Annotated in this window: 23 protein-coding genes; 6 read left to right on the top strand and 17 right to left on the bottom strand. The window is 60.7% G+C overall.

The window, feature by feature from the left end; translation table 11 throughout:
• Window positions 1-36 precede the first annotated feature (36 nt).
• From ABOK31_RS22790 to pcaD, 13 genes are all read right to left on the bottom strand, one after another.
• The gene (locus tag ABOK31_RS22790) at window positions 37-564 is read right to left on the bottom strand and encodes a winged helix DNA-binding protein (protein WP_092707114.1); all 528 of its coding nucleotides are present in this window, start codon (window positions 562-564) and stop codon (window positions 37-39) included.
• A gap of 84 nt (window positions 565-648) precedes the next feature.
• Complete coding sequence (locus ABOK31_RS22785; protein ID WP_349961004.1) at window positions 649-4,275, bottom strand: hydantoinase B/oxoprolinase family protein; 3,627 nt, start codon at window positions 4,273-4,275, stop codon at window positions 649-651.
• Between the two features lie 133 nt (window positions 4,276-4,408).
• Window positions 4,409-4,801, bottom strand: a complete 393-nt coding sequence (locus tag ABOK31_RS22780; protein WP_349961002.1) for a GFA family protein — start codon at window positions 4,799-4,801, stop codon at window positions 4,409-4,411.
• A 138-nt stretch (window positions 4,802-4,939) separates the two neighbouring features.
• On the bottom strand, window positions 4,940-5,656 hold the full coding sequence (locus ABOK31_RS22775; protein WP_349961000.1) for an ABC transporter ATP-binding protein: 717 nt from the start codon (window positions 5,654-5,656) through the stop codon (window positions 4,940-4,942).
• Window positions 5,637-6,401: an ABC transporter ATP-binding protein gene (locus ABOK31_RS22770; protein ID WP_349960998.1), complete on the bottom strand. Its 765-nt coding sequence runs from the start codon at window positions 6,399-6,401 to the stop codon at window positions 5,637-5,639. Before ABOK31_RS22770 ends, ABOK31_RS22775 begins: the two co-directional genes overlap by 20 nt.
• Window positions 6,398-7,402: a branched-chain amino acid ABC transporter permease gene (locus ABOK31_RS22765; protein ID WP_349960996.1), complete on the bottom strand. Its 1,005-nt coding sequence runs from the start codon at window positions 7,400-7,402 to the stop codon at window positions 6,398-6,400. The genes ABOK31_RS22770 and ABOK31_RS22765 overlap by 4 nt, the downstream gene beginning before the upstream one ends.
• A 1-nt stretch (window position 7,403) precedes the next feature.
• The gene (locus tag ABOK31_RS22760; RefSeq protein ID WP_349960994.1) at window positions 7,404-8,267 is read right to left on the bottom strand and encodes a branched-chain amino acid ABC transporter permease; all 864 of its coding nucleotides are present in this window, start codon (window positions 8,265-8,267) and stop codon (window positions 7,404-7,406) included.
• Window positions 8,268-8,357: 90 nt separating this feature from the next.
• Entirely contained in the window at window positions 8,358-9,530 is a 1,173-nt protein-coding gene (locus ABOK31_RS22755; protein ID WP_349960993.1) for an ABC transporter substrate-binding protein, read from the bottom strand.
• Between the two features lie 145 nt (window positions 9,531-9,675).
• Complete coding sequence (locus ABOK31_RS22750; protein ID WP_349960991.1) at window positions 9,676-10,728, bottom strand: 3-carboxy-cis,cis-muconate cycloisomerase; 1,053 nt, start codon at window positions 10,726-10,728, stop codon at window positions 9,676-9,678.
• Between the two features lie 3 nt (window positions 10,729-10,731).
• Window positions 10,732-11,346 carry a protocatechuate 3,4-dioxygenase subunit alpha gene (gene pcaG / locus ABOK31_RS22745; RefSeq protein WP_349960989.1) on the bottom strand — a complete coding sequence of 205 codons (615 nt, stop codon included), beginning with the start codon at window positions 11,344-11,346 and terminating at the stop codon, window positions 10,732-10,734.
• Window positions 11,346-12,095, bottom strand: coding sequence for a protocatechuate 3,4-dioxygenase subunit beta (pcaH, locus tag ABOK31_RS22740; protein ID WP_174181806.1), 750 nt, complete (start codon window positions 12,093-12,095; stop codon window positions 11,346-11,348). Before pcaH ends, pcaG begins: the two co-directional genes overlap by 1 nt.
• 12 nt (window positions 12,096-12,107) lie before the next feature.
• Entirely contained in the window at window positions 12,108-12,512 is a 405-nt protein-coding gene (pcaC, locus tag ABOK31_RS22735) for a 4-carboxymuconolactone decarboxylase (RefSeq protein WP_174181804.1), read from the bottom strand.
• Window positions 12,512-13,318 carry a 3-oxoadipate enol-lactonase gene (gene pcaD / locus ABOK31_RS22730; RefSeq protein WP_349960988.1) on the bottom strand — a complete coding sequence of 269 codons (807 nt, stop codon included), beginning with the start codon at window positions 13,316-13,318 and terminating at the stop codon, window positions 12,512-12,514. The genes pcaC and pcaD overlap by 1 nt, the downstream gene beginning before the upstream one ends.
• A gap of 94 nt (window positions 13,319-13,412) precedes the next feature.
• On the opposite strand from pcaD, the gene pcaQ reads away from it, so the two are divergent.
• Window positions 13,413-14,339, top strand: coding sequence for a pca operon transcription factor PcaQ (pcaQ, locus tag ABOK31_RS22725; RefSeq protein WP_349961266.1), 927 nt, complete (start codon window positions 13,413-13,415; stop codon window positions 14,337-14,339).
• Between the two features lie 7 nt (window positions 14,340-14,346).
• On the opposite strand, the gene pobA is transcribed toward pcaQ, so the two are convergent.
• On the bottom strand, window positions 14,347-15,519 hold the full coding sequence (pobA, locus tag ABOK31_RS22720) for a 4-hydroxybenzoate 3-monooxygenase (protein ID WP_349960986.1): 1,173 nt from the start codon (window positions 15,517-15,519) through the stop codon (window positions 14,347-14,349).
• A gap of 113 nt (window positions 15,520-15,632) precedes the next feature.
• On the opposite strand from pobA, the gene ABOK31_RS22715 reads away from it, so the two are divergent.
• Complete coding sequence (locus ABOK31_RS22715) at window positions 15,633-16,520, top strand: helix-turn-helix domain-containing protein (RefSeq protein WP_349960984.1); 888 nt, start codon at window positions 15,633-15,635, stop codon at window positions 16,518-16,520.
• Between the two features lie 3 nt (window positions 16,521-16,523).
• On the opposite strand, the gene ABOK31_RS22710 is transcribed toward ABOK31_RS22715, so the two are convergent.
• From ABOK31_RS22710 to ABOK31_RS22700, 3 genes are all read right to left on the bottom strand, one after another.
• Window positions 16,524-17,279: an IclR family transcriptional regulator gene (locus tag ABOK31_RS22710; protein WP_349961265.1), complete on the bottom strand. Its 756-nt coding sequence runs from the start codon at window positions 17,277-17,279 to the stop codon at window positions 16,524-16,526.
• Between the two features lie 264 nt (window positions 17,280-17,543).
• Complete coding sequence (locus ABOK31_RS22705; protein WP_349960982.1) at window positions 17,544-17,993, bottom strand: TlpA disulfide reductase family protein; 450 nt, start codon at window positions 17,991-17,993, stop codon at window positions 17,544-17,546.
• 148 nt (window positions 17,994-18,141) lie between these two features.
• Window positions 18,142-18,627, bottom strand: coding sequence for a hypothetical protein (locus ABOK31_RS22700; RefSeq protein WP_174181794.1), 486 nt, complete (start codon window positions 18,625-18,627; stop codon window positions 18,142-18,144).
• Between the two features lie 497 nt (window positions 18,628-19,124).
• On the opposite strand from ABOK31_RS22700, the gene ABOK31_RS22695 reads away from it, so the two are divergent.
• From ABOK31_RS22695 to ABOK31_RS22680, 4 genes are all read left to right on the top strand, one after another.
• The gene (locus tag ABOK31_RS22695; protein WP_349960981.1) at window positions 19,125-19,832 is read left to right on the top strand and encodes a 3-oxoacid CoA-transferase subunit A; all 708 of its coding nucleotides are present in this window, start codon (window positions 19,125-19,127) and stop codon (window positions 19,830-19,832) included.
• Window positions 19,829-20,518 (top strand): CoA transferase subunit B, encoded by a 690-nt coding sequence (locus ABOK31_RS22690; RefSeq protein ID WP_174181790.1) that lies wholly within the window; start codon window positions 19,829-19,831, stop codon window positions 20,516-20,518. Before ABOK31_RS22695 ends, ABOK31_RS22690 begins: the two co-directional genes overlap by 4 nt.
• 111 nt (window positions 20,519-20,629) lie before the next feature.
• On the top strand, window positions 20,630-21,835 hold the full coding sequence (gene pcaF / locus ABOK31_RS22685) for a 3-oxoadipyl-CoA thiolase (RefSeq protein WP_349960980.1): 1,206 nt from the start codon (window positions 20,630-20,632) through the stop codon (window positions 21,833-21,835).
• Between the two features lie 155 nt (window positions 21,836-21,990).
• Entirely contained in the window at window positions 21,991-24,321 is a 2,331-nt protein-coding gene (locus ABOK31_RS22680; protein WP_349960978.1) for a cation:proton antiporter, read from the top strand.
• Window positions 24,322-24,434 lie beyond the last annotated feature (113 nt).

Below are 24,434 nucleotides of genomic sequence, written 5' to 3'. Positions count from 1 at the left end.
AGGAAGATTTGGGAGAAACTTGCACGCCCTTTTATCTTACAGCGTGGCGGCCGACCGCGCGGCTTGTTCGTAATAGCCGGACAACGCCCTGAGATGCGAGGCAATATCGGAGAGGCCGTCCTGCGAGAGACCGGATACTTTCGTCGCCTCGACGAGCAGTCGCTCGCGAATTTCAGTGTAGCGCTTCAGCGCGTCCAGGCCCTTGTCAGTCACCCGGATGGTCTTTTCCTTGCCCGCCTTGCCGCTTTTGACAAGGCCTGCCGCCTCGAGCTTCTTGATGGCGTAATTGGCGACATGCGTATCTTCGATATCGAGCACGAGGCAGAGATCGGCAAGCGTCTTCGGCCGGTCGCGATGCCGCACCGAATGAATGATCAGGATTTCGATCGGTGAAAGACCGGGCACGCCGGCTGCCGCCATGCAGCGCACCAGCCAGCGATTGAAGGCATGGGAAAAGAGGATCGACCCGTATTCCAGTTCCGACAAAGCGGGCGAGCTGCCACCCGCCAAATGGGCTGACGATACGATCAATTCGCGCCGTTTGCTCTTTTCCTCGGACGTCACCTAAAAACTCCTCCGAACCGGACCAAGATCCTGCAGATTCGACAGGCCGAACGGTCAATGGCCGCTCGACCCGGCATCACATTGCTATTCGTCCCGCTTTCCGTAGCCGCCACCCGTGGGGGTGACGACCGTGAAGGCCTCGCCCGCCTCAAGCACGGTATGGGCGGAGCCGATCAGCTCTTCGATCGTGCCATCGTTGCGGCGAACATAGTTGCGGCCGGTCTGGCCGGATTCGCCGCCCTTGACACCGAAGGGCGCCACGCGCCGATGGCCGGACAGGATGGCGAATTCCAGCTTTTCGCGCGTGCGGATGGTGCGCTGCGTGCCGTTGCCGGCATTCCACTTGCCGCGTCCGCCGGAATTCGGACGAATGTGGAAATCTTCCAGAATGACCGGGAAGCGGGTCTCAAGGATTTCGGGATCCGTCAGGCGCGAATTCGTCATGTGCGTATGAACCGCATCGGCGCCATTGAAGCCTGGCCCCGCCGGCGCACCAGAGCAGATCGTTTCATAATACTGATAGGCGTCGTTGCCAAAGGTCAGATTGTTCATCGTGCCTTGCGCTGCAGCGAGCGCCTCGACAGCGCCGAACAGGCAGTTGGTCACGGCCTGGCTGACTTCGACGTTGCCGGCAACGACCGCGGCCGGATATTTCGGCGTCAACATCGTGCCTTCCGGGATGATAATCCGGATCGGCCTGAGGCAGCCGGCATTCATCGGAATATCGGCCTCGACGAGCACGCGGAAGACATAAAGGACAGCGGCCCGCGTCACCGGCTGCGGTGCGTTGAAGTTATCCGGACGCTGTGCCGACGTGCCGGTGAAATCGACCGTTGCCTCGCGCTTGTCCTTGTCGATCGAGATCTTGACGACGATCTTGCAGCCCTGATCCATTTCATAGCTGAACTCGCCGTCGGACAGACGGTCGAGAACGCGGCGCACGCTTTCGGCCGCATTGTCCTGAACGTGGCCCATATAGGCGTCGACGACATCTTCACCGAAGTGAACGATCATCTTTTTCAGCTCGGCAACACCCTTTTCGTTGGCGGCGACCTGGGCCTTGAGATCGTTGATGTTCTGCGCAAGCGTGCGCACCGGATAGCGCGCGCCCGTTAAAAGCTTCGTAAGCTCCGCTTCACAGAAGCGGCCGCGATCGAGCAGCTTGAAATTGTCGATATAGACGCCTTCCTCCTCGATATGGGTGGCGAGCGGCGACATCGATCCCGGCGAAATGCCGCCGATATCGGCATGATGACCGCGGCTGGCGACCCAGAAGCGGATCATCTGGCCGGCATCGTCGAAGACCGGTGTGCAGACTGTGAGATCGGGCAGATGTGTGCCGCCGTTATAGGGTGCGTTGATGACGAAGACATCGCCCGGATGAATGACCGCATTCTCACGGATCGCGGTTGCGACGGACGCATCCATCGAGCCCAGATGAACCGGCATGTGTGGCGCATTGGCGACGAGATTACCTTCGGCGTCGAAGACGGCGCAGGAGAAATCCAGCCGTTCCTTGATATTGACGGAATAGGCGGTGTTCTGCAGCGTCATGCCCATCTGCTCGGCGATCGACATGAAGAGATTGTTGAAGATTTCGAGCATGACAGGATCGGCCTTGGTGCCGATAGCGTTGCGCTCAGGCAGCGCCTTGATGCGCTTGAGGACGATATGATCCTTGGCGGTCAGCTGTGCCTGCCAGCCGTCCTCGATGACGATCGTCTGGTTGGGCTCGATGATAACAGCCGGGCCGGTCACGGTCTGGCCGGGCTTGACCGCCTGGCGTAGGACAACGGCCGCATCGTGGCTTTCGCCGCTTGAATAGAAGGACGTCTGTCTTGTCGCCTGCGCCTCACCTTCGGCAACGGCTTCCAGCTCGACTGCGATATCGGCGGCCGCGCCACCAATGGTTTCGATCTCAACGGCTTCCACGACGAGAGGCTTGTCTTCGGCAACGAAGCCGAAGCGACGCTTGTGCAGCGTCTCGAACTGGCTGCGCAATCGCGCGGGGTCATCGATCTCGGGGAAAGTCGTCTCAACGGCCAGCAAGGTATCGGTGCCGGCATAGCGGATATGGGCGCGCTGAACCGTCTTGATCTCGGCTGTTGCGACGCCCTGTGCTTCCAACTCGGGCACGCATTCGCCGCGCAATTCGCCGCCGAGTGCTGCGATCGCAGTTGGTGCGGCATCATCGAGCGGAACCCCGAGCGCCTTCTGGCGCGTTGCTCTGATATCGGCAAGCCCCATGCCATAGGCGGAGAGTAGGCCGGACATCGGATGCAGAAGAATGCTCTTCATGCCGAGCGCATCGGCAACCAGACAAGCATGCTGTCCGCCGGCGCCGCCAAAGCAATTGAGCGCATAACGCGTCACGTCATAGCCGCGCTGAACAGAAATCTTCTTGATCGCCTCGACCATGTTGGCAACCGCGATGCGGATGAAACCGTCGGCGACGTCTTCCGGGCTGCGGCCATCGCCGATTTCGGCTGCAAGTGCTGCGAACTTGGCGCGCACCGTCTCGACATCGAGCGACTGGTCCTGATTGGGGCCGAAAATGGAGGGGAAGAACTCCGGCAGGAGCTTGCCGGCCATGACGTTGGCGTCGGTGACGGCCAGCGGGCCGCCATTGCGATAGCAGGCGGGTCCTGGAAAGGCGCCGGCCGAATCCGGACCGACGCGGAAGCGATCGCCATCGAAATGCAGGATCGAGCCGCCGCCGGCAGCGACGGTATGGATGAGCATCATCGGTGCGCGGACGCGAACACCAGCTACTTCCGTCTCGAAGGCACGCTCATATTCGCCGTCGAAATGCGCAACGTCCGTGGAGGTGCCGCCCATGTCGAAGCCGATGACATTGGCAAAGCCCGCCTGTTCGCCGGTCTTTGCAAGGCCGACCACACCGCCGGCCGGACCGGAGAGGATGGCGTCCTTGCCCTGGAACATGTCGGCAGCGGTCAAGCCGCCCGACGACATCATGAACATGACGCGCGCACCGGTGCGCTCGACATCGAGCTCATCACAGACCTGGCGGATATAGCGGCCGAGCACCGGCGAGAGATAGGCATCGATGACGGCCGTATCGCCACGTCCCACGAGCTTGATGAGCGGCGAAACCTCATGGCTGACGGAGACCTGCTCGAAGCCGAGGGATCGTGCGATCCTGGCGACCGCAGCCTCGTGCGCCGGAAACTTGTAGGCATGCATGAAGACGATCGCCACCGAGCGATAGCCCTTTGAGAGAAGATCGCGCAGCGCCGCTTCTGCAGCCTTTTCGTCCAGAGCAAGCTCGACGGTGCCGTCGGCAAGCACGCGCTCCTCGATCTCGACGACATCTTCGTAGAGCGCTTCCGGCTTGACGATCTCGGTCGCGAAGATCTTCTTGCGTTCCTGATAGCCGATGCGCAGCGCGTCCCTGAAACCCTTCGTCGTCACCAGAGCAAGACGTTCGCCCTTGCGCTCGAGCAGCGCATTGGTGGCAACCGTCGTGCCCATGCGGACCTCGCCGATCGCACCTTCGGGAACTGGCTCGCCTTTGTCGAGACCGAGATGGAGACGGATGCCGTGAACGGCGGCATCGCGATAGGCCTCGGGATTTTCAGAGAGAACCTTGCGGGCGTGGAGAGCGCCGGATGGATCGCGCCCGACGACATCGGTAAAGGTGCCGCCGCGATCGATCCAGAAATCCCAACGACCTGAAATGTTCTCCGACAAACTCGCCTCCAGCAGAACGACGCCAACAATGATAATATATCGATAAATCGTCAACGTTTTGTCGTCAACATGAATTGGCGAGTTCGGTCGCTGTCGATAGTTTTTGCCCGCGTCACCCTCGGTGAAGCGTGATCTATTCCTCGAAGCGGCTCGCTGTCTCCCGATCGCGATCGTATTGTCTTGAGAGCGGGAACGGCGGCAGCCAGGATTCGCGACGAACAGTCCAGAGCTCGTAGGTCGGTTTCAACTGATCGGGGGCATCCAGAGATCCCAGGTTCACTTCAATTTCGTCTGCGCTTCGCGAGAAGACGGACGAGCCGCAGTGAGGGCAGAAGAAGCGGCCGGCATAGTCACCCGTTTCGCCTTCGATCGTCACCGCATCCTCAGGAAAAATCGCGGATGCGTGAAAAAGCGCGCCGTGATGCTTGCGGCAATCGAGACAATGACAAATTCCGACCCGATATGGGCGCCTCGACGCCGTTATTCGCACCTTGCCGCACAGGCAGCCGCCGGTGAAATGGTCCATGTCGTGCCTCCTTCATAATCAAGCAGGCGGAAAGTTTACGACAAACAAAACAATCACCGCAATTGTACATCGCGGATGCAAAGGCATCGCTCTATAGCAAAGACATGTTGCTATGGTTCCGCCGAAAAGGCGGATACGCTAGTGCAGGCCACCGACGCCGAGCAGGCGCTCGACCGCATGATGATCCCTGGCCAGCGCCTCGGGTGTCCCCTTCCAGGCCAGCCGGCCGCGCTCCAGAATGATGACGTCGCTCGCAAAATCCAGTGCGCTTTGAATGCGTTGCTCGACCAGCAAGATGGTCATATCGCCCGACCTGGCAAGCTTGGCGAACGCCGCCATCAGTTCCTCGCAGATGACAGGGGCAAGCCCCTCCAGCGGCTCGTCCAGAAGCAGGACGGAGGGGCGGCCGAGGATGGTTCGGGCGGTCGACAACATTTGTTGTTCGCCGCCGGAAAGCTGGCCACCGAGGTTCCGGCGACGCTCCTTCAAGCGCGGGAACATGTCATAGGCCTCCTGCAGGGCGCTCTTCGGCCGCCTCTTCAGCCCGACGGAAAGATTTTCCTCGACCGTCAGCGTCGGGAAGACATCCCGCGTCTGCGGCACATAGCCGAGGCCCTGATGAGCGCGTCTGGCGCTTGGCAGGCCGGCGATATCGGCCGAGCCCAGCCGAATGCGGCCATCATAGCGGCGGGTCTGGCCGGCAAGCGTGGCAAGCAGCGTGCTCTTGCCCATACCGTTGCGGCCTAGGACAGCCAGCCGACCACCGGCCGGCACGGAAAAGGAAACGCCTTCCAGCACCCGCGTCGGACCATAACCGGCCGACAGGTTTTCGACTTCAAGCGGCGTGGCCGGCATTGGCGTAGCTCCCCAGATAGGCTTCGCGCACACGCGCATCCTCAGTCACGTCTTTCGGTGAGCCGTCGAATATGATCGTGCCGGCGGCGAGTACCACCACGCGCTTGGCAAAGCGGAAGACGAGATCCATGTCATGCTCGATCATCAGCACGGCAAGATCCGCGGGCAGATCCGCCAACGCCTGCTCGATGCGTCCGGTATCGCTCTGCGGCACGCCGGCGGCGGGCTCGTCGAGCAACAGCACCTTCGGTTTCAGGGCCATGGCGACGGCGATCTCCAAAAGCCGCTGCTGGCCATAGGCGATCTCGCTGACCTTGCGGTGAGCAAGTGCTGCAAGGCCAAGCGTACCGAGCAGTTCCTCCGTCTCGGCCATGACATCGCGCATGGAGAGGAAATTGCCGAACATGCGGCCGGAGCGCCCCGTCCTCTGCAGCACCGCCATGCCGACATGCTCGGCCGGCGTCATGTCCTGAAACAGCCGCGTCATCTGGAAGGACCGCACGAGGCCACGACGGACCCGGCCGATGGCATCGACCCTGTTGACGTTTTGGCCGGCAATACGGACTTCGCCGGAATCCGCCGGCAGATTGCCGGTCACGAGATTGACGAAGCTGGTCTTGCCGGCGCCGTTCGGGCCGATCAAGGCTACGCGATCGCCCGGCGCCATCGACAGGCTGACATTGTTGGTCACCGTCAGGCCGCCGAACGCCTTCTTCAGGTTGCTGACCTCGAAAATCGCGCTCATGCCCGTGCCTCCCTGCGACGGGCCAGATAGGCGGCGGCCGTTCCGTAAATCCCTTTGGGCGCGAAGAGAACCACGAGGATGAGAAGCGCACCGACGATCGTCAGCCAATGGAAAGGATTGGCGGCGGAGACATAATCTTCGAAGAGCATGAAGATCACGGTGCCGACAAGAGCACCGAACAAGGATCCGGTGCCGCCGAGCACGAGCATGACCAGCGCCTCCGCCGATTGCGTGAAGGACAGGCTGTCGAGGCCAACGACCTGCGTCGAGATCGCCGTCAGCGCGCCGCCAACGCCGGCAACGGCGCCGGAAATCATATACATCTTGATCAGCGCCACCTTTGGCGAGGCGCCCATGGCACGGATGCGCAGCGGGTCCTGACGAATGCCGCGGCAAAGCATGCCGAAGGGCGAGCGCACAAGAATTCGCAACAGCACAAGCGCAATCAGCAGCAGCGCCACGCCGTAGATGTAGGCTGTATGCCCATAGAGATCGAATTCGAAAGTACCAAATAGCGGATCGGCCGATATGCCCGACAATCCGTCGCTGCCGCCTGTCCAGCTCGATGCCTTGTTGGCGAATTCGTGGAAGAGATAGATCAGCGCGATCGACAGCACGAGTTGCGGCAGCCCGTGCGCTCGCAAGATGACGACGCTGCAGACCAGCCCGGCGATGGCTCCGACGACAATGCCGGCAAGCGTCATCAACAGTGGATCGTTGATGCCGTAATGGGCTGATGCGATGCCGGCCGCATAAGCGCCGGCACCAAACAGCGCCGCATGACCGAGAGTCGCCACGCCGCAATAGCCGGTGACGAGATCGAGCGACAGCACGAGAAGTGCAATCGCGATCAGCCGGGTCAAAAGAGCAAGGTTATCCGGAAACAGCAGGTAGCCGGCGGCAGCAACGACGATGACGACCGCAACCGCGATCAGATCCTGCCCGAATGTACGATGTCTGGTCACGATCGAAGTGGCCTCTCTTTCAAGCGTCAACGCCATGTTACTTCATTCTCCCGGCAAAGCCGCGCGGGAAGACGCAGACGATGGCAATGACGGCCAGATAGAAGAAGAATTCCCCGTATTCCGGCATGAGGTAACGGCCGGTCGTATCGATACAGCCGAGGATGAGACAGGCGAGCAACGCACCCGAGATCGAGCCGGCGCCGCCGACCGAGACGACGACGAGGAAAGTCACCATGTAGCGCAGGGCATAATAAGGTTCGACGGGCAAGAGCTCCGCACCCACTACGCCGCCGAAGGCGGCAAGCCCTACCGCAACGGCGAAGCTGACCGCGTAGACCACTTCCGTGCGCACGCCGAGCGCGGCCGCCATCGAGGCATTATCGACGGACGCGCGCAGCTTGACGCCGAACGCAGTCTTCTCGATCAGATACCAGAGCGCGAGCGCGACCACGAGACCGCAGACGATCGCGAAGATACGGTGCGTGCCGATGGTGCGGAAGCCGAGATCGACCGAGCCCTGCAGGCTACCCGGCAGCGGTATGGTCTTCAAGGTCGGGCCGAAGACATAATTGGCGATACCGATGATGCAAAAGGTGATGCCGATCGTCATCAGCACCTGCGTCAGCTCCGGCGCGCCATAGATGCGGCGATAAAGCAGCCGTTCGATCGGGATGGAGATGATGACGGTGCCGACGACAGCCAGAAGCACCGCCGCGGCATAGCCAAGACCAAGGTCGTGCGCGGCATAAGAGGCGATATAGCCGCCGATCATGGCAAAGGCACCATGGGCCAGATTGACGACGCGCATCAGCCCCATCGTGACGGAGAGACCGATGGAGATGACGAACAGCACCATGCCGTAAGCGAGGGCATCGACTGCTATGCTGAGCACGGTTTGCATTGAAATCGCTGATCCGGTTGTTGTTGCGCGACCGCCGCTGTCACGCCCCTGAACGGAGATTCCGATCAGGGGCTTCAGGTTCAGGAGCGCTTACTTCGCGGCGGCAAGGCCGGGATCGCCCTGCTTCTCGAAGGTCTGGATTTCCTTGTTGTAGTACTTGCCGTCGCTATCCTTGGCGACTTCGCGCAGATAGATGTTCTGCGTGATATGCCGGCTTTCCGGATCGATGGTGACCGGACCGCGCGGGCTGACCCAGGACAGACCCTTCACGGCATCGACTGCCTTCTGCGCATCCTGTTTGCCGCCCGTCGCTTCGATCATCTTGTAGATGACATGCATGCCATCAAAGGCGCCGACGGCCGGGAAAGTCAGTTCGGCAGGATTACCGATCGCCTTGCCGGCAGCTGCGACGAAAGCCTTGTTTTCGGCTGAGTCATGCGAAATCGCATAGTGGAAGGTCGTCTGCATCCCGAGTGCCGCGTCGCCAAGCGCCGGCAGATCGGATTCCTGCGTGAGGTCGCCGGGCGCAAACAGCTTGATGCCAGCCGACTTCAAGCCGTTCTCATTATAGGCCTTGACGAAGCCGAGCGTCGTCGGGCCTGACGGCAGGAAGGCGAAGACGCCCTGCGCGCCGGAATCCTTGATGCGCTGCATGATCGGGCTGAAGTCGTTGGTCGATAGCGGCATGCGGATCGCCTGGACCACCTGGCCGCCCTGCTTCTCGAAACCGGCCTTGAAGGCATTTTCGGCATCGACGCCCGGACCGTAATCGCTGACGACGGAGATGACCTTCTTCACGCCTGCGTCAAAGGCGACCTTGGCGATCGGCGTCGAGGTCTGCCAGGTGGTAAAGGAAGTGCGCACGACGAGCGGGCTCTTGGTGACGATCGCCGAGGTCGCGGCGTTGAAGATCACCATCGGCACATTGGCCTGCTTGAGGATCGGCGTCACGGCCATCGCATCCGGCGTGAAGTAGAAGCCGGCGAGATACTGCACCTTCTCCTTGACGACAAGTTCCTGGGCGAGCGACTTTGATTGGGCCGGATCAGCCGCAGGCAAATCGCGATAGATCACCTCCACCTCGTCGTTGCCGACCTTCTTGCCGTTCATTGCCATATAGGCGTCGATGCCGGCCTTGAAATTCTTGCCCTGCAGCGCGAACGGACCGGAGAACGGGCCGATGACGCCGACCTTGATGGTATCGGCATAGGCGGCACCGCCAAGAGCAACGGCCGCAATGGCGGCCAACACAAACCGTTTCATTTTTTCTCCTCCCGGCAGCCGTTTCTTGTGCCGCCCTTGATCGTTTAAATCCTGATCATCGCCAATTTCTCATAGGAAAAGGTGATGTAAAATGAAATAAAACCTTCCATCCATACTTATTCGGTTATGATTAGCGGTAAATATCCTACTCCGCTGCAGTTCCCAGACGCTTGATCATGCCGATCAATTGCAGGGCATGGCGCAGCGACACCGCCGTTGTCACCACCATAGGCGGCAAGAGCAGCCATTCCAATGTCCAGGCAGCACCCGAACGCTCCTGCTCGTGCACGAGCGAGTGGTGAATGCCCGAAAGCTGCACCGCATTGAAGCGGGCAAGCGTGACCAGCGTTTCGGCCGCAACCGGGTTTTGTTTGTGCGGCATCGCCGACGAGCCACCGCCGCCGGCAAGCTCGATCTCGTCGCCCACCTGCGCCAGAAGTGCGACATCCTGGCCGATCTTGCCGAGACTGCCCGAGATCATGGACAAGAGCCCGGCAAGTTCGGCAATGCGCCCCCTTTGGCTCTGCCACTGCGGCTCGTCCGTCAGGCCGAGCGCCTGTGCCAGCGAGCTCCTGATTTCGGCCGCTTGCGGCCCGAACTTTTCAAGCGTACCCGCCGCACCGCCGAACTGCAGCGGGAAAGTCTCCTGCGTCAGCCGGTCCCGATACTGATCGAGCGGATGCTGCCACGCCTGCAGCCGATCGGACACCGTGATCGCAATCGCCGCCTGCATCCGGGTGCGACCCATCAGCCTGTTCGATCCGAAACGCTCATCCAGTTTGGCAAGCGCGGATGATACGGCGAAGAGGCGGCCGCTCAGGATAAATGCCGCCGCCTTCAGCCGCATCATCAGGCTGGTATCGATGACATCCTGGCTGGTGGCGCCGAAGTGGACATGCTTGCCTGCATCCTCGCCGACGGCCTTGCGCAGCTGCCTGACAAGATCGGGGACGACGACGCCATCAGAGCCCGTCGCCGTCCTCAGGCTTTGCAGATCCGGTTCAAAAGTCGCGCAGACTTCGGCGATACGAGCAGCCGCTGCCTTCGGGATCAACCCATGCCGCGCCTCGACCTCGGCAAGCGCGGCTTCGAAGGCCAGCATGGCGCGGATGTCGGCCTTGGCGGAAAAATACGCCGCAATCTCCTCGTCACCGAGAAGGCCGGATAGAAAAGGATGGTCGAAGGGAGAAACGCTCATGGCTTATATATCGAGGAAAACCGTTTCCTTGTCGCCCTGCAAATGGACGTCGAAGGTGTAAACGGAGCCTTCCTTGCGGGCGATCAGCGTTGCCAAACGCTCCTTGTGTTCGATGCGGGCAAGCAAAGGATCTTCCGCATTGGCGGCAGCTTCTTCCGGAAAATACATCCGCGTGTGCAAGCCGATATTGATACCGCGCGCCACGATCCAGACAGTGATGTGCGGCGCCATCTTGCGGCCGTCCTTGAAGGGAACACGGCCGGGTTTGATGGTCTCGAAACGAAAAACGCCATCGGCCGAATTGGTCGGGCAGCGCCCCCAGCCGGTGAAATTCGGATCGGCAGTGCCCCGCAGCTCCGAGGGGCTGTTGTAGAAGCCGGCGCTGTCGGCCTGCCAGATTTCCAGGACGGCGTCCTTGACCGGCGCTCCTGCACCGTCGAGCACCCTGCCCGTTATCGTGATGCGCTCGCCGAGCGTCTTGTCGTTGACCATGGTGGAGCCGAGATCGGTTTCGTAGACGCCACCGATCTCGCTATAGTTCGGCGTCAGGCCGATGTGGACGTAAGGCCCTGCCGTCTGCGACGGCGTTTCCTTGAGATAGCCGAGTTCCTGTACCATCAATTGCCCTCCAGCCGGTTTTCGAACAGGGTCGACCGGCGACCGCGCAGCACGATATCGAATTTATAGGCGCGAGCATCCATCGGGATCGTGTTACCCCAGTCGAGCGGCGCGATCAGCTGCTCGATCGCCTGTCTGTCGGGGATCGTGCCGACGATCGGACATTTCCAGATCATCGGATCGCCCTCGAAATACATTTGCGTGATCAGCCGCTGCGCAAAGCCATGGCCGAAGACGGAGAAATGGATATGCGCCGGGCGCCAGTCGTTGACGCCATTCGGCCAGGGATAGGCGCCGGGGCGGATGGTGCGGAAGGCGTAGCGCCCTTCGTCATCGGTGATGGCGCGGCCGCAGCCGCCGAAATTCGGGTCGATGGCGGCGAGATAGGTTTCCTTTTTGTGGCGGTAACGCCCGCCAGCGTTGGCCTGCCAGAATTCGAGCAGGACACCCGGCACCGACCGGCCGCGCTCGTCAAGCACGCGGCCGTGGACGATGATCCGCTCTCCGATGGCGCTCTCGCCGGGCTTGGCAAAATTATGGATCAGGTCGTTGTCGAGTTCGTTCAATATGGAATGGCCAAAGACCGGCCCGGTGATCTCCGAGATGGTGCCGTCGAGCGACAGCAATGCGCGCTGCGGCGAGCGCAGCACGGAGGTCTTGTAGCCGGGCGCAAAGGCCGGCGGATGCCAGGCGCGGTCTCTCGCGAAAAAGGCGCCGGTCTCGGGCTTGCTGTTGCTTCTATCGGACATGTCTGCCTCGCTTCATGCCGCCTGTTCGGCGTCCATCTGTTCAAAAACCTGCTTGGCGATCTTGATCGCATGGTTTGCCGCCGGCACGCCGGCATAGATCGCCACATGCAGAAGCGCCTCGCAGATGTCGTTACGCGTCGCGCCGGTGTTGCGCGTGGCGCGTACATGCATGGCCACCTCATCATCCTGACCAAGTGCGGCCAGAAGCGCGATCGTCACGATGGAGCGCTCACGCCGGCTGAGCGTCGGGCGTGACCAAACATGCCCCCAAGCCGCTTCGGTGATGAGCTCCTGAAAAGGCTGGTCGAACTCCGTCACAGCCTGCTGGGCGCGATCGACATGGCCATCGCCGAGCACGGCGCGGCGCGTCGCCATGCCTTGCAGATAACGCTCGGACGGCGCGGTGGGGTCATTCATCAGGCTTGTTCTCCACGCAGGACGACGTCGACGAAGGCACGGATGACTTCGGTCAACGCCTCGGGTTGTTCGACGCAGGGGATATGGCCGGCGTCCTTGATCACTTCATAACGCGCATTCGGGATGAGCTTTGCCGTCGAAAGCACGAGCTCCGGCGGAGTGGAACCATCCTGATCGCCGACGATGCAGATGGTAGGCACCGCGATCTTGCTCGCGGCTTCGGTGAGATCGGCATCCCGAAGCGCCGCGCAGGTGGCGGCATAGCCTGCAACCGGCTGGCGGATCAGCATGTTGCAATAGCCGGCAAAGGCGATGTTTTCCGGGCGGCGGAAGGCGGGCGTGAACCAGCGCTCCATGATGGAATCGACGATGGACTCGATGCCATCAGCCTCGACCTTGGCGATGCGGGCATTCCAGCTTTCGGCCGTGCCGATCTTGTGGGCGGTGTCGCAGAGGATCAGCGCCCGCACCAGATCCGGGCGACGCTGATAGAGCGACTGGGCGACCAGTCCGCCGACCGAAAGCCCGCAAATGATGGCATTCTTGATCGAAAGGAAATCGAGCAGGCCGGCAAGGTCGGTCGCATGATCCTCAATGGAATAGGGCATCTGGCCAAGATCGGAGAGGCCATGGCCGCGCTTGTCGTAGAGCACGATGGCGAAATCGCCGGCGAGCCGCACGATCACATCCCGCCAGATCCGGAAATCGGTGCCGAGCGAATTGGCAAAGACGAGAACAGGCTTGTCGGCGGGACCACCGATGATCTGATAGTGGATCGTGACGTCGTTGATACGGGCAAACTGCACTGGAAATCTCCTCGGGCACGAGATTGGATGTATAATCTGGTTAGGTAAAATGATATTTCTTTGCTCTACGATAACTCTAGGGTTATGAGTGAGCATGCTCGACGCGCGCATCAAGTTCCGCCATCTGCAGACCTTTGTCGAGGTTGCGCGCCAGAAAAGCGTGATCAAGGCCGCCGGACTGCTGAATATCAGCCAGCCGGCAGTGACGAAGACGATCCGCGAGCTGGAAGAAGCACTCGGTGTCGCCGTTTTCGAACGCGACGGACGCGGCATCCGCATTACCCGCTACGGCGAAGTCTTTCTCCGCCATGCCGGTGCCGCGCTGACGGCGCTTCGGCAAGGCCTGGATTCCGTCTCGCAGGAGCGCTCCGGCGAAGCACCAGCGATCCGCGTCGGCGCGCTGCCGACGGTCTCGACGCGGATCATGCCCCGCGCGATGGACCTGTTTCTCAAGGAGGAGACCTGGAGCCGCATCAAGATCGTGACCGGCGAGAACTCCGTGTTGCTGGAGCAACTGCGCGTCGGCGATCTCGATCTCGTCGTCGGCCGATTGGCAAGCCCCGACAAGATGACCGGCTTTTCCTTCGAGCACCTCTATTCCGAACAGGTCGTCTTTGCGGTCAGGGCCGGTCATCCCTTGCTTTCCGACAGGCAGTCGATGTTTTCCGATCTCAACCGCTACACGATCCTCATGCCGACACGCGGCTCGATCATCCGTCCCTTCGTCGAGAGCTTCCTGATCGCCAACGGCTCCGGCGGACTGCCCAACCAGATTGAAACCGTCTCCGACTCGTTCGGCCGCGCCTTCGTCCGCTCGAGCGATGCCATCTGGATCATCTCGGCCGGCGTCGTTGCCGGCGATGTCGATGATGGGCTGCTGGCGTTGCTGCCGATCGACACCAGCGAGACAAAGGGACCGGTTGGCTTGACCGTTCGCACCCATGCCGTGCTCAGCCTGCCATTATCGATCCTGATGCAGACGATCCGGGAAGCGGCAAGCGAGGTCGCCAAGAAGCTCTAAAGCCTCATCAGAACGGCAGGCCGACATAATTTTCGGCAAGTGCCGTCGAAGCGGCGCGCGAATGGGTGAGATAATCGAGCTCGGCTTCCTGGATCTTCTGGTCGAAATCGCTGGTATCGGGGAAGCGATGCATCATCGTCGTCATCCACCAGGAGAAGCGCACCGCCTTCCAGACGCGGGCGAGCGCACGGGCAGAGTAGGCCTCCAATCCTGCATTCGAGCGATCCTGATAATGCTCGGCAAGACCCGAAAACAGGTAATGCACGTCACTCGCCGCCAGATTGAGCCCCTTGGCGCCGGTTGGCGGCACGATGTGCGCGGCGTCGCCGACGAGGAACAGACGGCCGAAGCGCATGGGTTCGGCGACGAAGGAGCGCAGCGGCGCGATCGACTTCTCGAAGGACGGCGCCGTGACCAAAGCCTCGGCATGATGAGGGGGCAGTCGACGGCGCAGCTCGTCCCAGAAGCGGTCGTCGCTCCAGTCCTCGACCTTCTCGTCGAGCGGACATTGGATATAGTAGCGGCTGCGCGTCATCGACCGCATCGAGCAGAGCGCAAAGCCGCGAGGATGGTTGGCATAGATCAGTTCGTGATTGACCGGCGCCACGTCGGCGAGCACGCCGAGCCAGCCGAAGGGATAGACCTTCTCGAAGCTGCGAACCGCCTTTTCAGGAACTGCTTTGCGGCTGGCACCATGAAAGCCGTCGCAGCCGGCAATGAAATCGCAATCGATACGGTGGGAAACACCGTCCTTTTCATAGGTCAGATAGGGCGTATCGCCATCGAAGCCGTGCGGCTGGACATTGGCAGCGTTATAGATGGTCGCAGCACCGCTTTCCTCGCGGCGAGCCATCAGGTCTCGGGTCATCTCTGTCTGGCCGTAGATGACGACCCGATTGCCGCCGGTGAGACCATGAAGGTCGATGCGATGGTCGCGGCCATCGAAGGCGAGCGAGAAGCCATCATGCGGCAAGCCCTCCGCATGGAGCCGCGCGGCGGCTTTCGCCTCGTCCAGCAAGCGGACCGTGCCTTCCTCCAAAACGCCGGCGCGCACGCGGCCGAGGATATAATCCTTGCCGACACGGTCGAGAATGACATTGTCGATGCCGGCCTCCGTCAGCAGCTGGCCGAGCAGCAGTCCCGACGGTCCCGAACCGATAATGGCGACTTGAGTGCGCATCGTCTCCTCCCATGCGTATTTCCTGCCTCAAGTCTCTTCGGCGCATGATCGATCCGCAATGGACAATTCGGTCATGAAATTGCACAAATCGAACATGGCGAAGGAGGAGAGCCATGACGAAAAACGTGCCGACCTATGAGCTCTACGGTGAAAATACCGGCAGAAAGCCCGATTTCTGGCTGCATTGCGAGACCATCCCCTCCCGCAGCAGCCTCCATCACTGGGAAATCCGCCCGCACCGGCATGAGAGCTTCTTTCAGATTTTGTACATCGATGCCGGCTCCGGCGACGCGATCTTCGATGGCGTTCCGCATGCTTTTACGCCACCCGCCGTCATCACCGTGCCGCCGCACCTCAATCACGGCTTCCGGTTTTCGCGCGATATAGACGGGTTCGTCATCACGGTGCTGATCTCGCATCTGAAGGCATCTCCGGGTGATCGCAGCCGGCTCGGAGCATGGCTTGCCGATCCGCATCTGACCTTGCTCGACAGCCGCGACGAAGACGCAGCCCACGTCGCCAGCACGCTGAGACGCCTGGGTGACGAATTTGCCAGTCACCGCAACGGCCGCAACGACCTGCTCGATGCCTATCTGACCTCGGCATTGCTGCTGACGGCACGCATCGCCCAAAAGGCGGATGAAGAATCCAATCCGGGCGACGAGAGCGAGCGCCGGATGGAAATGCTGCAGGGCCTCATCCAACGCCATTTCCGTTCGCACAAGCCAGCCGCCTTCTATGCCGAAAGCCTCGGCATTTCTCCTGCCCATCTCAGCCGCATCGTGCGCAGCCGGACAGGGCACGGCGCCCACGAGCTGATTACCCGCAAGCTGCTGGACGAAGCAAAGAGGGAACTGGTCTTCACCTTCGCGACGGTGCAGGAAATCAGCTATCGCCTCGGCTTTGCCGATCCCGCCTATTTCTCGCGCTTCTTCGTCAAGCAGACCGGCCAGACACCCCGTGCCTGGCGCATCGAGGAACGGGGGAAGTTAGGCCTCTAGGCATTAAGGCAGCACCAGCCGCAGCGCCTTTTGCGTCTCCTTCAGCAGCGGCAAAAAGCGCTCGGCCATGTCGGAACCCGCGACATAGGCGGCTGGTGCACCGATATTGATCGCCGCTACGATCTGGCCGCGATCGTTTTCGACTGGCACGGCGATCGAGCAGAGCCCGATTTCCAGCTCCTGGTCGATGACGGCATAGCCTTGGCCTCTCACCCGGCGGAATTCGGCCATCAGCTCTTCCGGATCGGTCCTGGTATTCGGCGTATTCGCCTTGAGCTCGGTCCGCTCAAGCACCGAACGCGCCTCGCTTTCCGGCAAGGCCGCCAGCAGGACGCGGCCCATCGAGGCACAGAAGGCCGGGAGACGGCTGCCCGGCGTCAGGTTGATCGACATCACCCGGCGCTGCGAAGCGCGGGCGATATAGACGACTTCCGTTCCGTCGAGCACCGAAGCCGAAGCATTCTGCCCGGCGCGCTCGGCCAGCTGATCGAGATGCGGCTGGATGATGATCGGCAGCGGCGTCGCGGCAAGATAGGCATGGCCGAGCCGGAGGATCTTCGGCGTCAGCGTGAAGAATTTCCCATCATAGACGGCGTAGCCGAGTTCGGAGAGCGTCAGAAGGGAACGGCGAACGGTGGCACGATCGAGCCCGGTCAGCTTCGATGCTTCGGCAATCGTCAGGCGCTGCCGTGTCTCGCCAAAGGCTTCGATGACTCTCAGTCCCTTGGCAAAGCCGCTGACGAAATCCGTTTCGCGCATCTGATCCCACACTTTTGTTGTGTCCATAGCGCAGATTCCAACACTGTTTTTCCTGCGAAATCCACAGTGTGCATCATTTTGTTTTGGTCACTTTGATCCAATTGATCTGCCAGCATAAATCCGGCGCCGCGGATCTATCGACGCCAGCTGACCAAAAACTGTGTGAGTTGCCGCTATTGCCAAGCGTTCTTCCGGCGCCGCGGCAGCCGACACCCTCCTCCTCTTCAGGAAAGCTGACCTCGACGTCTGGCGACAGCGTGTTCGCTACATATAGTAGGAAATCAGATCGGAGGCTGCTTTGCTCGACCAGTCCGGGCTTCCGGTGATGTATCCCGCGATAATCGCGTCGGGCCGGATCAGAAACGTTATCGGCATCCCAAAGGCCGGCAAGAGCGCCTGTGTTCCTTCCGCGTGGCCGCTGAGGATCCCCGAACGATCCAGGAATATAGGCAGGTCGCCAACGCGAAGCTCCTCGACGAAATCGCGCACCCTATCGGCCTCGATCGTATCGACACTGACCGTCTGGACCGAAATCCCGCGCCGTCGTTGTCGGGCAAGCTCTGCGAGTTGTCGCAGGTCATCCCTGCAGTTGACGCACCAGCTCGCCCATATATTCAGCAAGAGGACTTCACCAGGGCGGGCAGTGAGCAATCCGAGCTTGCCGTTCAGCAATGGCAGACGCACATCGGGCATCTTTTGCGGGGGTGCCATCATGGTGAATTGACTGCGAACAGTCTCTAGCACCGGAGGGTCATCGAATGACCTGGAAACGGCGCTGGACGATCTGGCCGTCAAAAGGAAAAGCAAAGACGCGAGTGCCGTCCGCCTGTCTATTTTGCCGAGGACTGCAGTTTTCTTGCTGTTAGGCATGAATATAGCTCCAGCCTTTCTCTTGAAGCTCGACGAGCCGAACAACACCGAACGGGACGACCACGACGCCATCGATGAGCGGTAGCTCGCGTCCTTCCTTCTGCTCAGCAATCACTTTTGAAGAGCCGCACATCGACAGTCTCAAGGTCGGGATTGCTTTACGCAGCATACTTAGCGTTTCACCGACGGGTGAGATATCGCTTCTGAACATGGCTATTCCGGCTGCGTTGGCGACAATCTCAACGGCATAGGGTTCGTTTAGCTGGCCGTAATTATGCGAAATGTTGACCGCACCGCCGACAGCGTGCTTCATCAAGGTCTCGTCATTGCTGTCTACCTGGAAGACAACGCGATGAATAGGAGAGCCCGGCTTTTCTTTCGCGTAGCCGGACGACGCCGTGAGGATCGCGGTGCCTCCGAGGAAGCCCTTCAGGAACGAGCGGCGAAGCCGAGGGATCGATTGCAATTCAAAGTGCATCTTTTGAAGCTCCGAAGGAAAATATTTCGCAAAGGCGTTTGCGTCGCCGGACGCGTCGGACCGACACTGGCCGGACGTTTGAACCGTGGATATGAGATGTGAGTTAAGTCCGTTTCATACGCTGCTGGCGGTCGGCGCGAGCCAAAATACGCAGTGACCGGTTTGTAAAATCAGGCATCCCGTCTTCTTCACGCTCGAGATCAGTCATGGCTAGGAGCCCGGCAGTCGTCGGCTTGCAAGCTATTGTTAATCCGTGATTGATCAAGCCTCATTTGGTTGAAGCAATATCAACTGACAATAAATGATCGAGCGGCAAGTTGGCCGTCTTCCCGTTAGTACCGGAACCCTGGCCTCCCAATTCGCATTCATTTTGTGCGATATATGAACAAATATCAAATAACGCACAAAATGATTGCCGCCTAGCCCATGCTGATCTATTCGAAAGGAAGAGGACGGGTCGTCTCAATCCGCCCGCAATGGCAAAGGGGAGAATCCGCATGGACAAGACAATCGCGAGCACGGCGGCCGCCGTCGCGGACATTGGCGATGGCGCGACCGTGATGATCGGCGGTTTTGGTGGTTCCGGCGCGCCGATCGAGCTCATCCATGCGCTGATCGACAAAGGTCCGAAGAACCTGACCGTCATCAACAACAATGCCGGCAACGGGCGTATCGGCATTGCTGCGATGATCGATGCGGGCATGGTCAGGAAGATGATCTGCTCTTTCCCGCGCTCATCCGATCCGCGCGCGTTCACCGACCGCTACCTGGCCGGCGAAATCGAGCTGGAACTGGTGCCGCAGGGGACGCTCGCCGAACGTATCCGTGCCGGCGGTGCGGGCATTCCGGCGTTCTACACCCCGACCGCCTACGGCACCGAACTTGCCAACGGCAAGGTCATCGCGGAATTCGACGGCCGCCACTATGTTCAGGAACGCTGGCTCAAGGCGGATTTCGCCATCGTCAAGGCTGAAGTCGGCGATGTGCAGGGCAACCTCATCTACAACAAGGCCGGTCGCAACTTTAATCCGCTGATGTGCATGGCCGCGACCAGGACGATCGCGCAGGTCTCGAAAATCGTCGCTGCCAGCGAGCTCGATCCCGAGCATATCATTACCCCCGGCATCTTCGTCAACGGCGTCGTGGAAGTCGCCGATCCGCAGCAGGAAGAAAATCTCATTCGAGCCGGAGTGGCATACGTATGACCATCGACACACGCGAAGACATCAAGCTTTCTAACGCCCAGATCGCCTGGCGCGCGGCTCAGGATATCCAGGATGGCGCCTATGTTAACCTCGGCATCGGCTTTCCGGAAATGGTGGCCCGCTACCAGCCTCCGGGTCGTCAGGCCATCTTCCACACCGAAAACGGCATCCTGAATTTCGGCGAGCCGCCCGCGGAGGGTGAGGAAGATTGGGACCTGATCAACGCCGGCAAGAAGGCCGTGACGCTGAAGCCCGGCGCCTCCTTCTTTCACCACGCCGATAGCTTCGCCATGGTACGCGGCGGCCATCTGGATGTCGCGATCCTCGGCGCCTATCAGGTGGCTGAGAATGGCGACCTCGCCAACTGGCGCGTCGGCTCGAAGGGTGTACCTGCCGTCGGCGGCGCCATGGACCTGGTGCACGGCGCCAAGCAGGTTTTCGTCATCACCGAACATGTGACCAAGGACGGTAAGCCGAAACTGGTGGAAGCCTGCACTTTCCCGCTGACCGGCGTCGGCTGCATCACCCGGGTCTATACGAGCCATGCAGTCATCGACATTGGCAGGCAAGGTTTCGTCGTGCGTGAGAAACTCGCTGCGATGACGATGGACGAGCTGCAGGCGATGACCGGTGCGCCGCTCCATACAGACCGCCCCGTTGCCGACCTCGTCGTGCCGACGCTCTAAGACACGTTGCGATCTTTCAGATTCGCCCGATATGCTTTAAGCTTATAATAATTCGCAGGTCGTTATCGTAATCGCCGTAGATTTTGCGCGACTTGCAGTAGGGAGAAGATCATGACCGACGCTTTCATCTGTGACTATATCCGCACCCCGATCGGCCGTTTCGGCGGATCGCTGGCCTCCGTTCGTGCTGACGACCTCGGCGCCGTACCGTTGAAGGCGCTGATCGAGCGCAACGGCTCTGTCGATTGGGAAGCTATCGACGACGTGATCTACGGCTGCGCCAACCAGGCCGGTGAGGACAATCGCAATGTCGCGCGCATGGCAAGCCTGCTTGCCGGCCTGCCTATCTCGGCGCCGGGCACGACGATCAACCGGCTCTGCGGCTCGGGCATGGATGCCGTTATTACAGCCGCCCGTGCCATCCGTGCCGGCGAAGCTGAATTGATGATCGCAGGCGGCGTCGAAAGCATGTCGCGGGCACCCTTCGTCATTCCCAAGGCCGAAAACGCCTTTTCGCGCAACGCCGAGATCTATGACACCACCATCGGCTGGCGCTTCATCAATCCTGTCATGAAGAAGCAATATGGCGTCGACTCCATGCCGGAGACCGGCGAGAACGTCGCCGAAGATTATAAGGTCAGCCGCGAAGATCAGGACGCCTTTGCCGTCCGCTCACAGGCGAAGGCAGCCGCGGCGCAGGAAAACGGCCGGCTTGCCAAGGAAATTACCTCGGTCACGATCCCGCAGCGCAAGGGCGAGCCCGTGATCGTCGGCAAGGACGAGCATCCGCGTGCGACCTCGATGGAGGCGCTTGCCAAACTCGGCACGCCCTTCAAGAAGGAAGGCGGCACGGTAACGGCCGGCAACGCCTCCGGTGTCAATGACGGCGCAGCGGCACTCATCATCGCATCCGAAGCGGCAGCCAAAAAATACGGTCTGACGCCGATAGCCCGTATCCTTGGCGGCGCTGCCGCAGGCGTCCCTCCGCGCATCATGGGCATCGGCCCGGTTCCTGCCTCGCGCAAGCTGATGGCCCGGCTCGGCATGCGCCAGGACCAGTTCGACGTCATCGAACTCAACGAAGCCTTCGCGTCGCAAGGGCTTGCCGTGCTGCGCGAACTTGGCATTGCCGATGACGATGCCCGCGTCAACCGCAACGGCGGCGCCATCGCGCTCGGCCATCCGCTCGGCATGTCGGGTGCCCGCATCACCGGTACCGCTGCTCTGGAGCTGAAGGAGACCGGCGGACGCTACTCGCTGTCGACCATGTGCATCGGCGTCGGCCAGGGCATTGCCATCGCGCTGGAACGGGTCTGATCGTTCCGACCAGCCAGGGTCCGTCGCCATGCGAGCGGCGGACCATGCTCACGGCCGAAACCCGACGCCGGGTTATCCGAGGCTGCAACCAGCGATAAAATCTGGAACGGCAAAGCCGCTGGCGCGTTTTTCCTGCTGCTCAGTGGGAACAGTCCATGCCGTCACGTCCGAATTTTCTGAAATCATTTCCGTCAAGCGCCTTCATCATTCTCATTGCCGCAACCCTGTCGCTGTCGATCGCACAAACTGCCTTCGCGGCAGAGGGACAGAAGGCCGGTCACCCTTCGGAAGGGCTATTTCTGGTCCAGATCATCCTTCTGGTGGTTTCGGGCCGGTTGCTTGGCGAATTGATGGTACGCATCGGCCAGCCATCGATCATGGGCCAGATCATCGCCGGCATCATTCTCGGTCCTTCGCTTCTGGGCCTGATCTTCCCCGGCGTGCAGGCAAGCATTTTCCCGTCGAATGAAGCGCAGAAGAGCATGGCTGATGCGATCGGTCAGCTCGGTATCCTCTTTCTCCTGCTGCTCGCGGGTATGGAAACCGATCTCGGCCTTGCAAAACGCCTGCGCAAATCGGCGGCCGGCGTCTCGCTGACCGGCATCGTCATTCCCTTTGCCGCCGGCTTCGCGCTCGGCGAGCTTATTCCGGACGCGCTGCTTCCCGATCCCGAAAAGCGGCTGGTCACATCTCTCTTTCTTGGTACCGCGCTTTCCATCTCTTCGGTGAAGATCGTCGCCTCCGTCGTCCGCGAGATGGACTTCATGCGCCGGAACATCGGCCAGCTGATCGTCGCTTCCGCCATCATCGACGATACGGTCGGATGGGTCATCATCGCCATAACCTTCGGACTTGCGGAAAAAGGGACCGTCGATCTCACGACGCTGGCAACCAGCGTGATCGGCACGCTGGCCTTCATGGCGGTTAGCTTCACGGTGGGGCGGCGGATCGTCTTTGAGATCATTCGCTGGACCAACGACAATTTCCGCAGCGACCTGCCAGTGCTCAGCGCCATCATTGCGATCATGGGCGGCATGGCCATCATCACCAACGTGATCGGCGTCCATACCGTGCTCGGCGCCTTCGTCGCCGGCATTCTCGTTGGAGAGTCTCCGATCCTCACCCGACAAATCGACGTGCAGCTCCGCGGCTTGACGACGGCGCTGTTCATGCCGGTCTTCTTCGGGCTGACCGGCCTGCAGACCGACCTTACCGTGCTTGCCGATCCCTCCATCCTGCTGCTGACGGCTGCCGTCGTCGTCATAGCCAGCATCGGCAAGTTCGGAGGCGCTTTTGCCGCCGCCAGGTTTGGCGGCTATTCGGCATCCGAGGCCCTGGCGCTCGGTTGCGGCATGAACGCCAGGGGATCGACGGAAGTGATCGTCGCGACCATAGGCCTATCCGTCGGCGTGCTGGACGAAAAACTCTTCTCCGTCATCGTCGCCATGGCCGTCATCACCACGATGGCGATGCCGCCGACGCTTCGCTGGGCACTCGCACGCCTGCCGCTGCGCGAAGAGGAGCGCGATCGTCTGGAGCGCGAACAATTCGAAAGCGAGAGCTTTCTCGGAAATTTCGAACGCATCCTGCTGGCCATCGACGGCTCGCAAAGCAGCCGTCTTGCAACCTGGATCGCCGCCTTCTTTACCGTGACGCGCAAGATGCCGGTCACAGTGCTGGATACACGGGAGGCCGATGAGACCGCAGACGCGCCCGATGCTACGAGAACCGCGCTACCAGCTTCGCAAGCCAAAACTATTGCCGAAGACCTGCGCCAATGCGCAACCGACCTGCTTGCGTCGGCCCCGCCTGAACAGGACATGGCCAGCGAAGGCGATATCCATGTCACAGTCCGAGAAAAGAGCGACAAGCTCGAAACTGTGCTCGAAGACGTCTCCGGCACCGGCCACGATCTTCTCCTGGCAGGCATAGAACCCTCCATGGGAGAAGATGGCCGCTTCAGCCCGTCGCTGCAGGTCATGACATCGGCATTCCAGGGAACTCCCACGATCATAACGGCACGCGGTTCGCTTCCGGAGCATCCCAGGGATCTGCGGATCCTACTTCCCGTCAGTGGCACGGAGCGTTCCATCCGCGCCGCCGAATTCGGGATTGCAATCGCCAAGGCGGCAAATGCCCACTGCGCGCTTTTGTTGATCATAGAGCCGCGTCAGGCCAGCGCCATCCCGCGCATCAGCGATCGCGGCAACGACCATCGGGATATTCTGAACAAGGTCGGCGCCATTGCAGATTATTATGGCGTGCAAGTCGAAAAAGTCGTGCAGCAGGGACCGTCCCCTGAACTCTCGATCCTGCGGCATGCGCGCGGCGGCGGATATAATCTGATCGTGCTTGGCGTGAGCAAGAGAGCCAGTGGCAGCCTGTCTTACGGCAGCGTGGCCGACACGCTGCTGCAGACGGCTGACAGATCCTGCATTTTCATCGAAACCGACCTCGCCTCCTCTTCGCAGGCAATTCGTGAATAGATTGGCCCGTCACCCTCGGGACGGATCAAGAGAATCAATAAAAGACATCAACGCTATTCATTTTTCCAATGCTGCCCCCTAGGCCATATTGGCCGGCAACATAACTTGACCGA

This window comes from Rhizobium sp. ZPR4 (assembly GCF_040215725.1).
In the GTDB taxonomy this organism is placed as follows: Bacteria; Pseudomonadota; Alphaproteobacteria; order Rhizobiales; family Rhizobiaceae; genus Rhizobium; species Rhizobium rhizogenes_D.
This window is presented reverse-complemented; position numbering and strand designations above follow the sequence as displayed.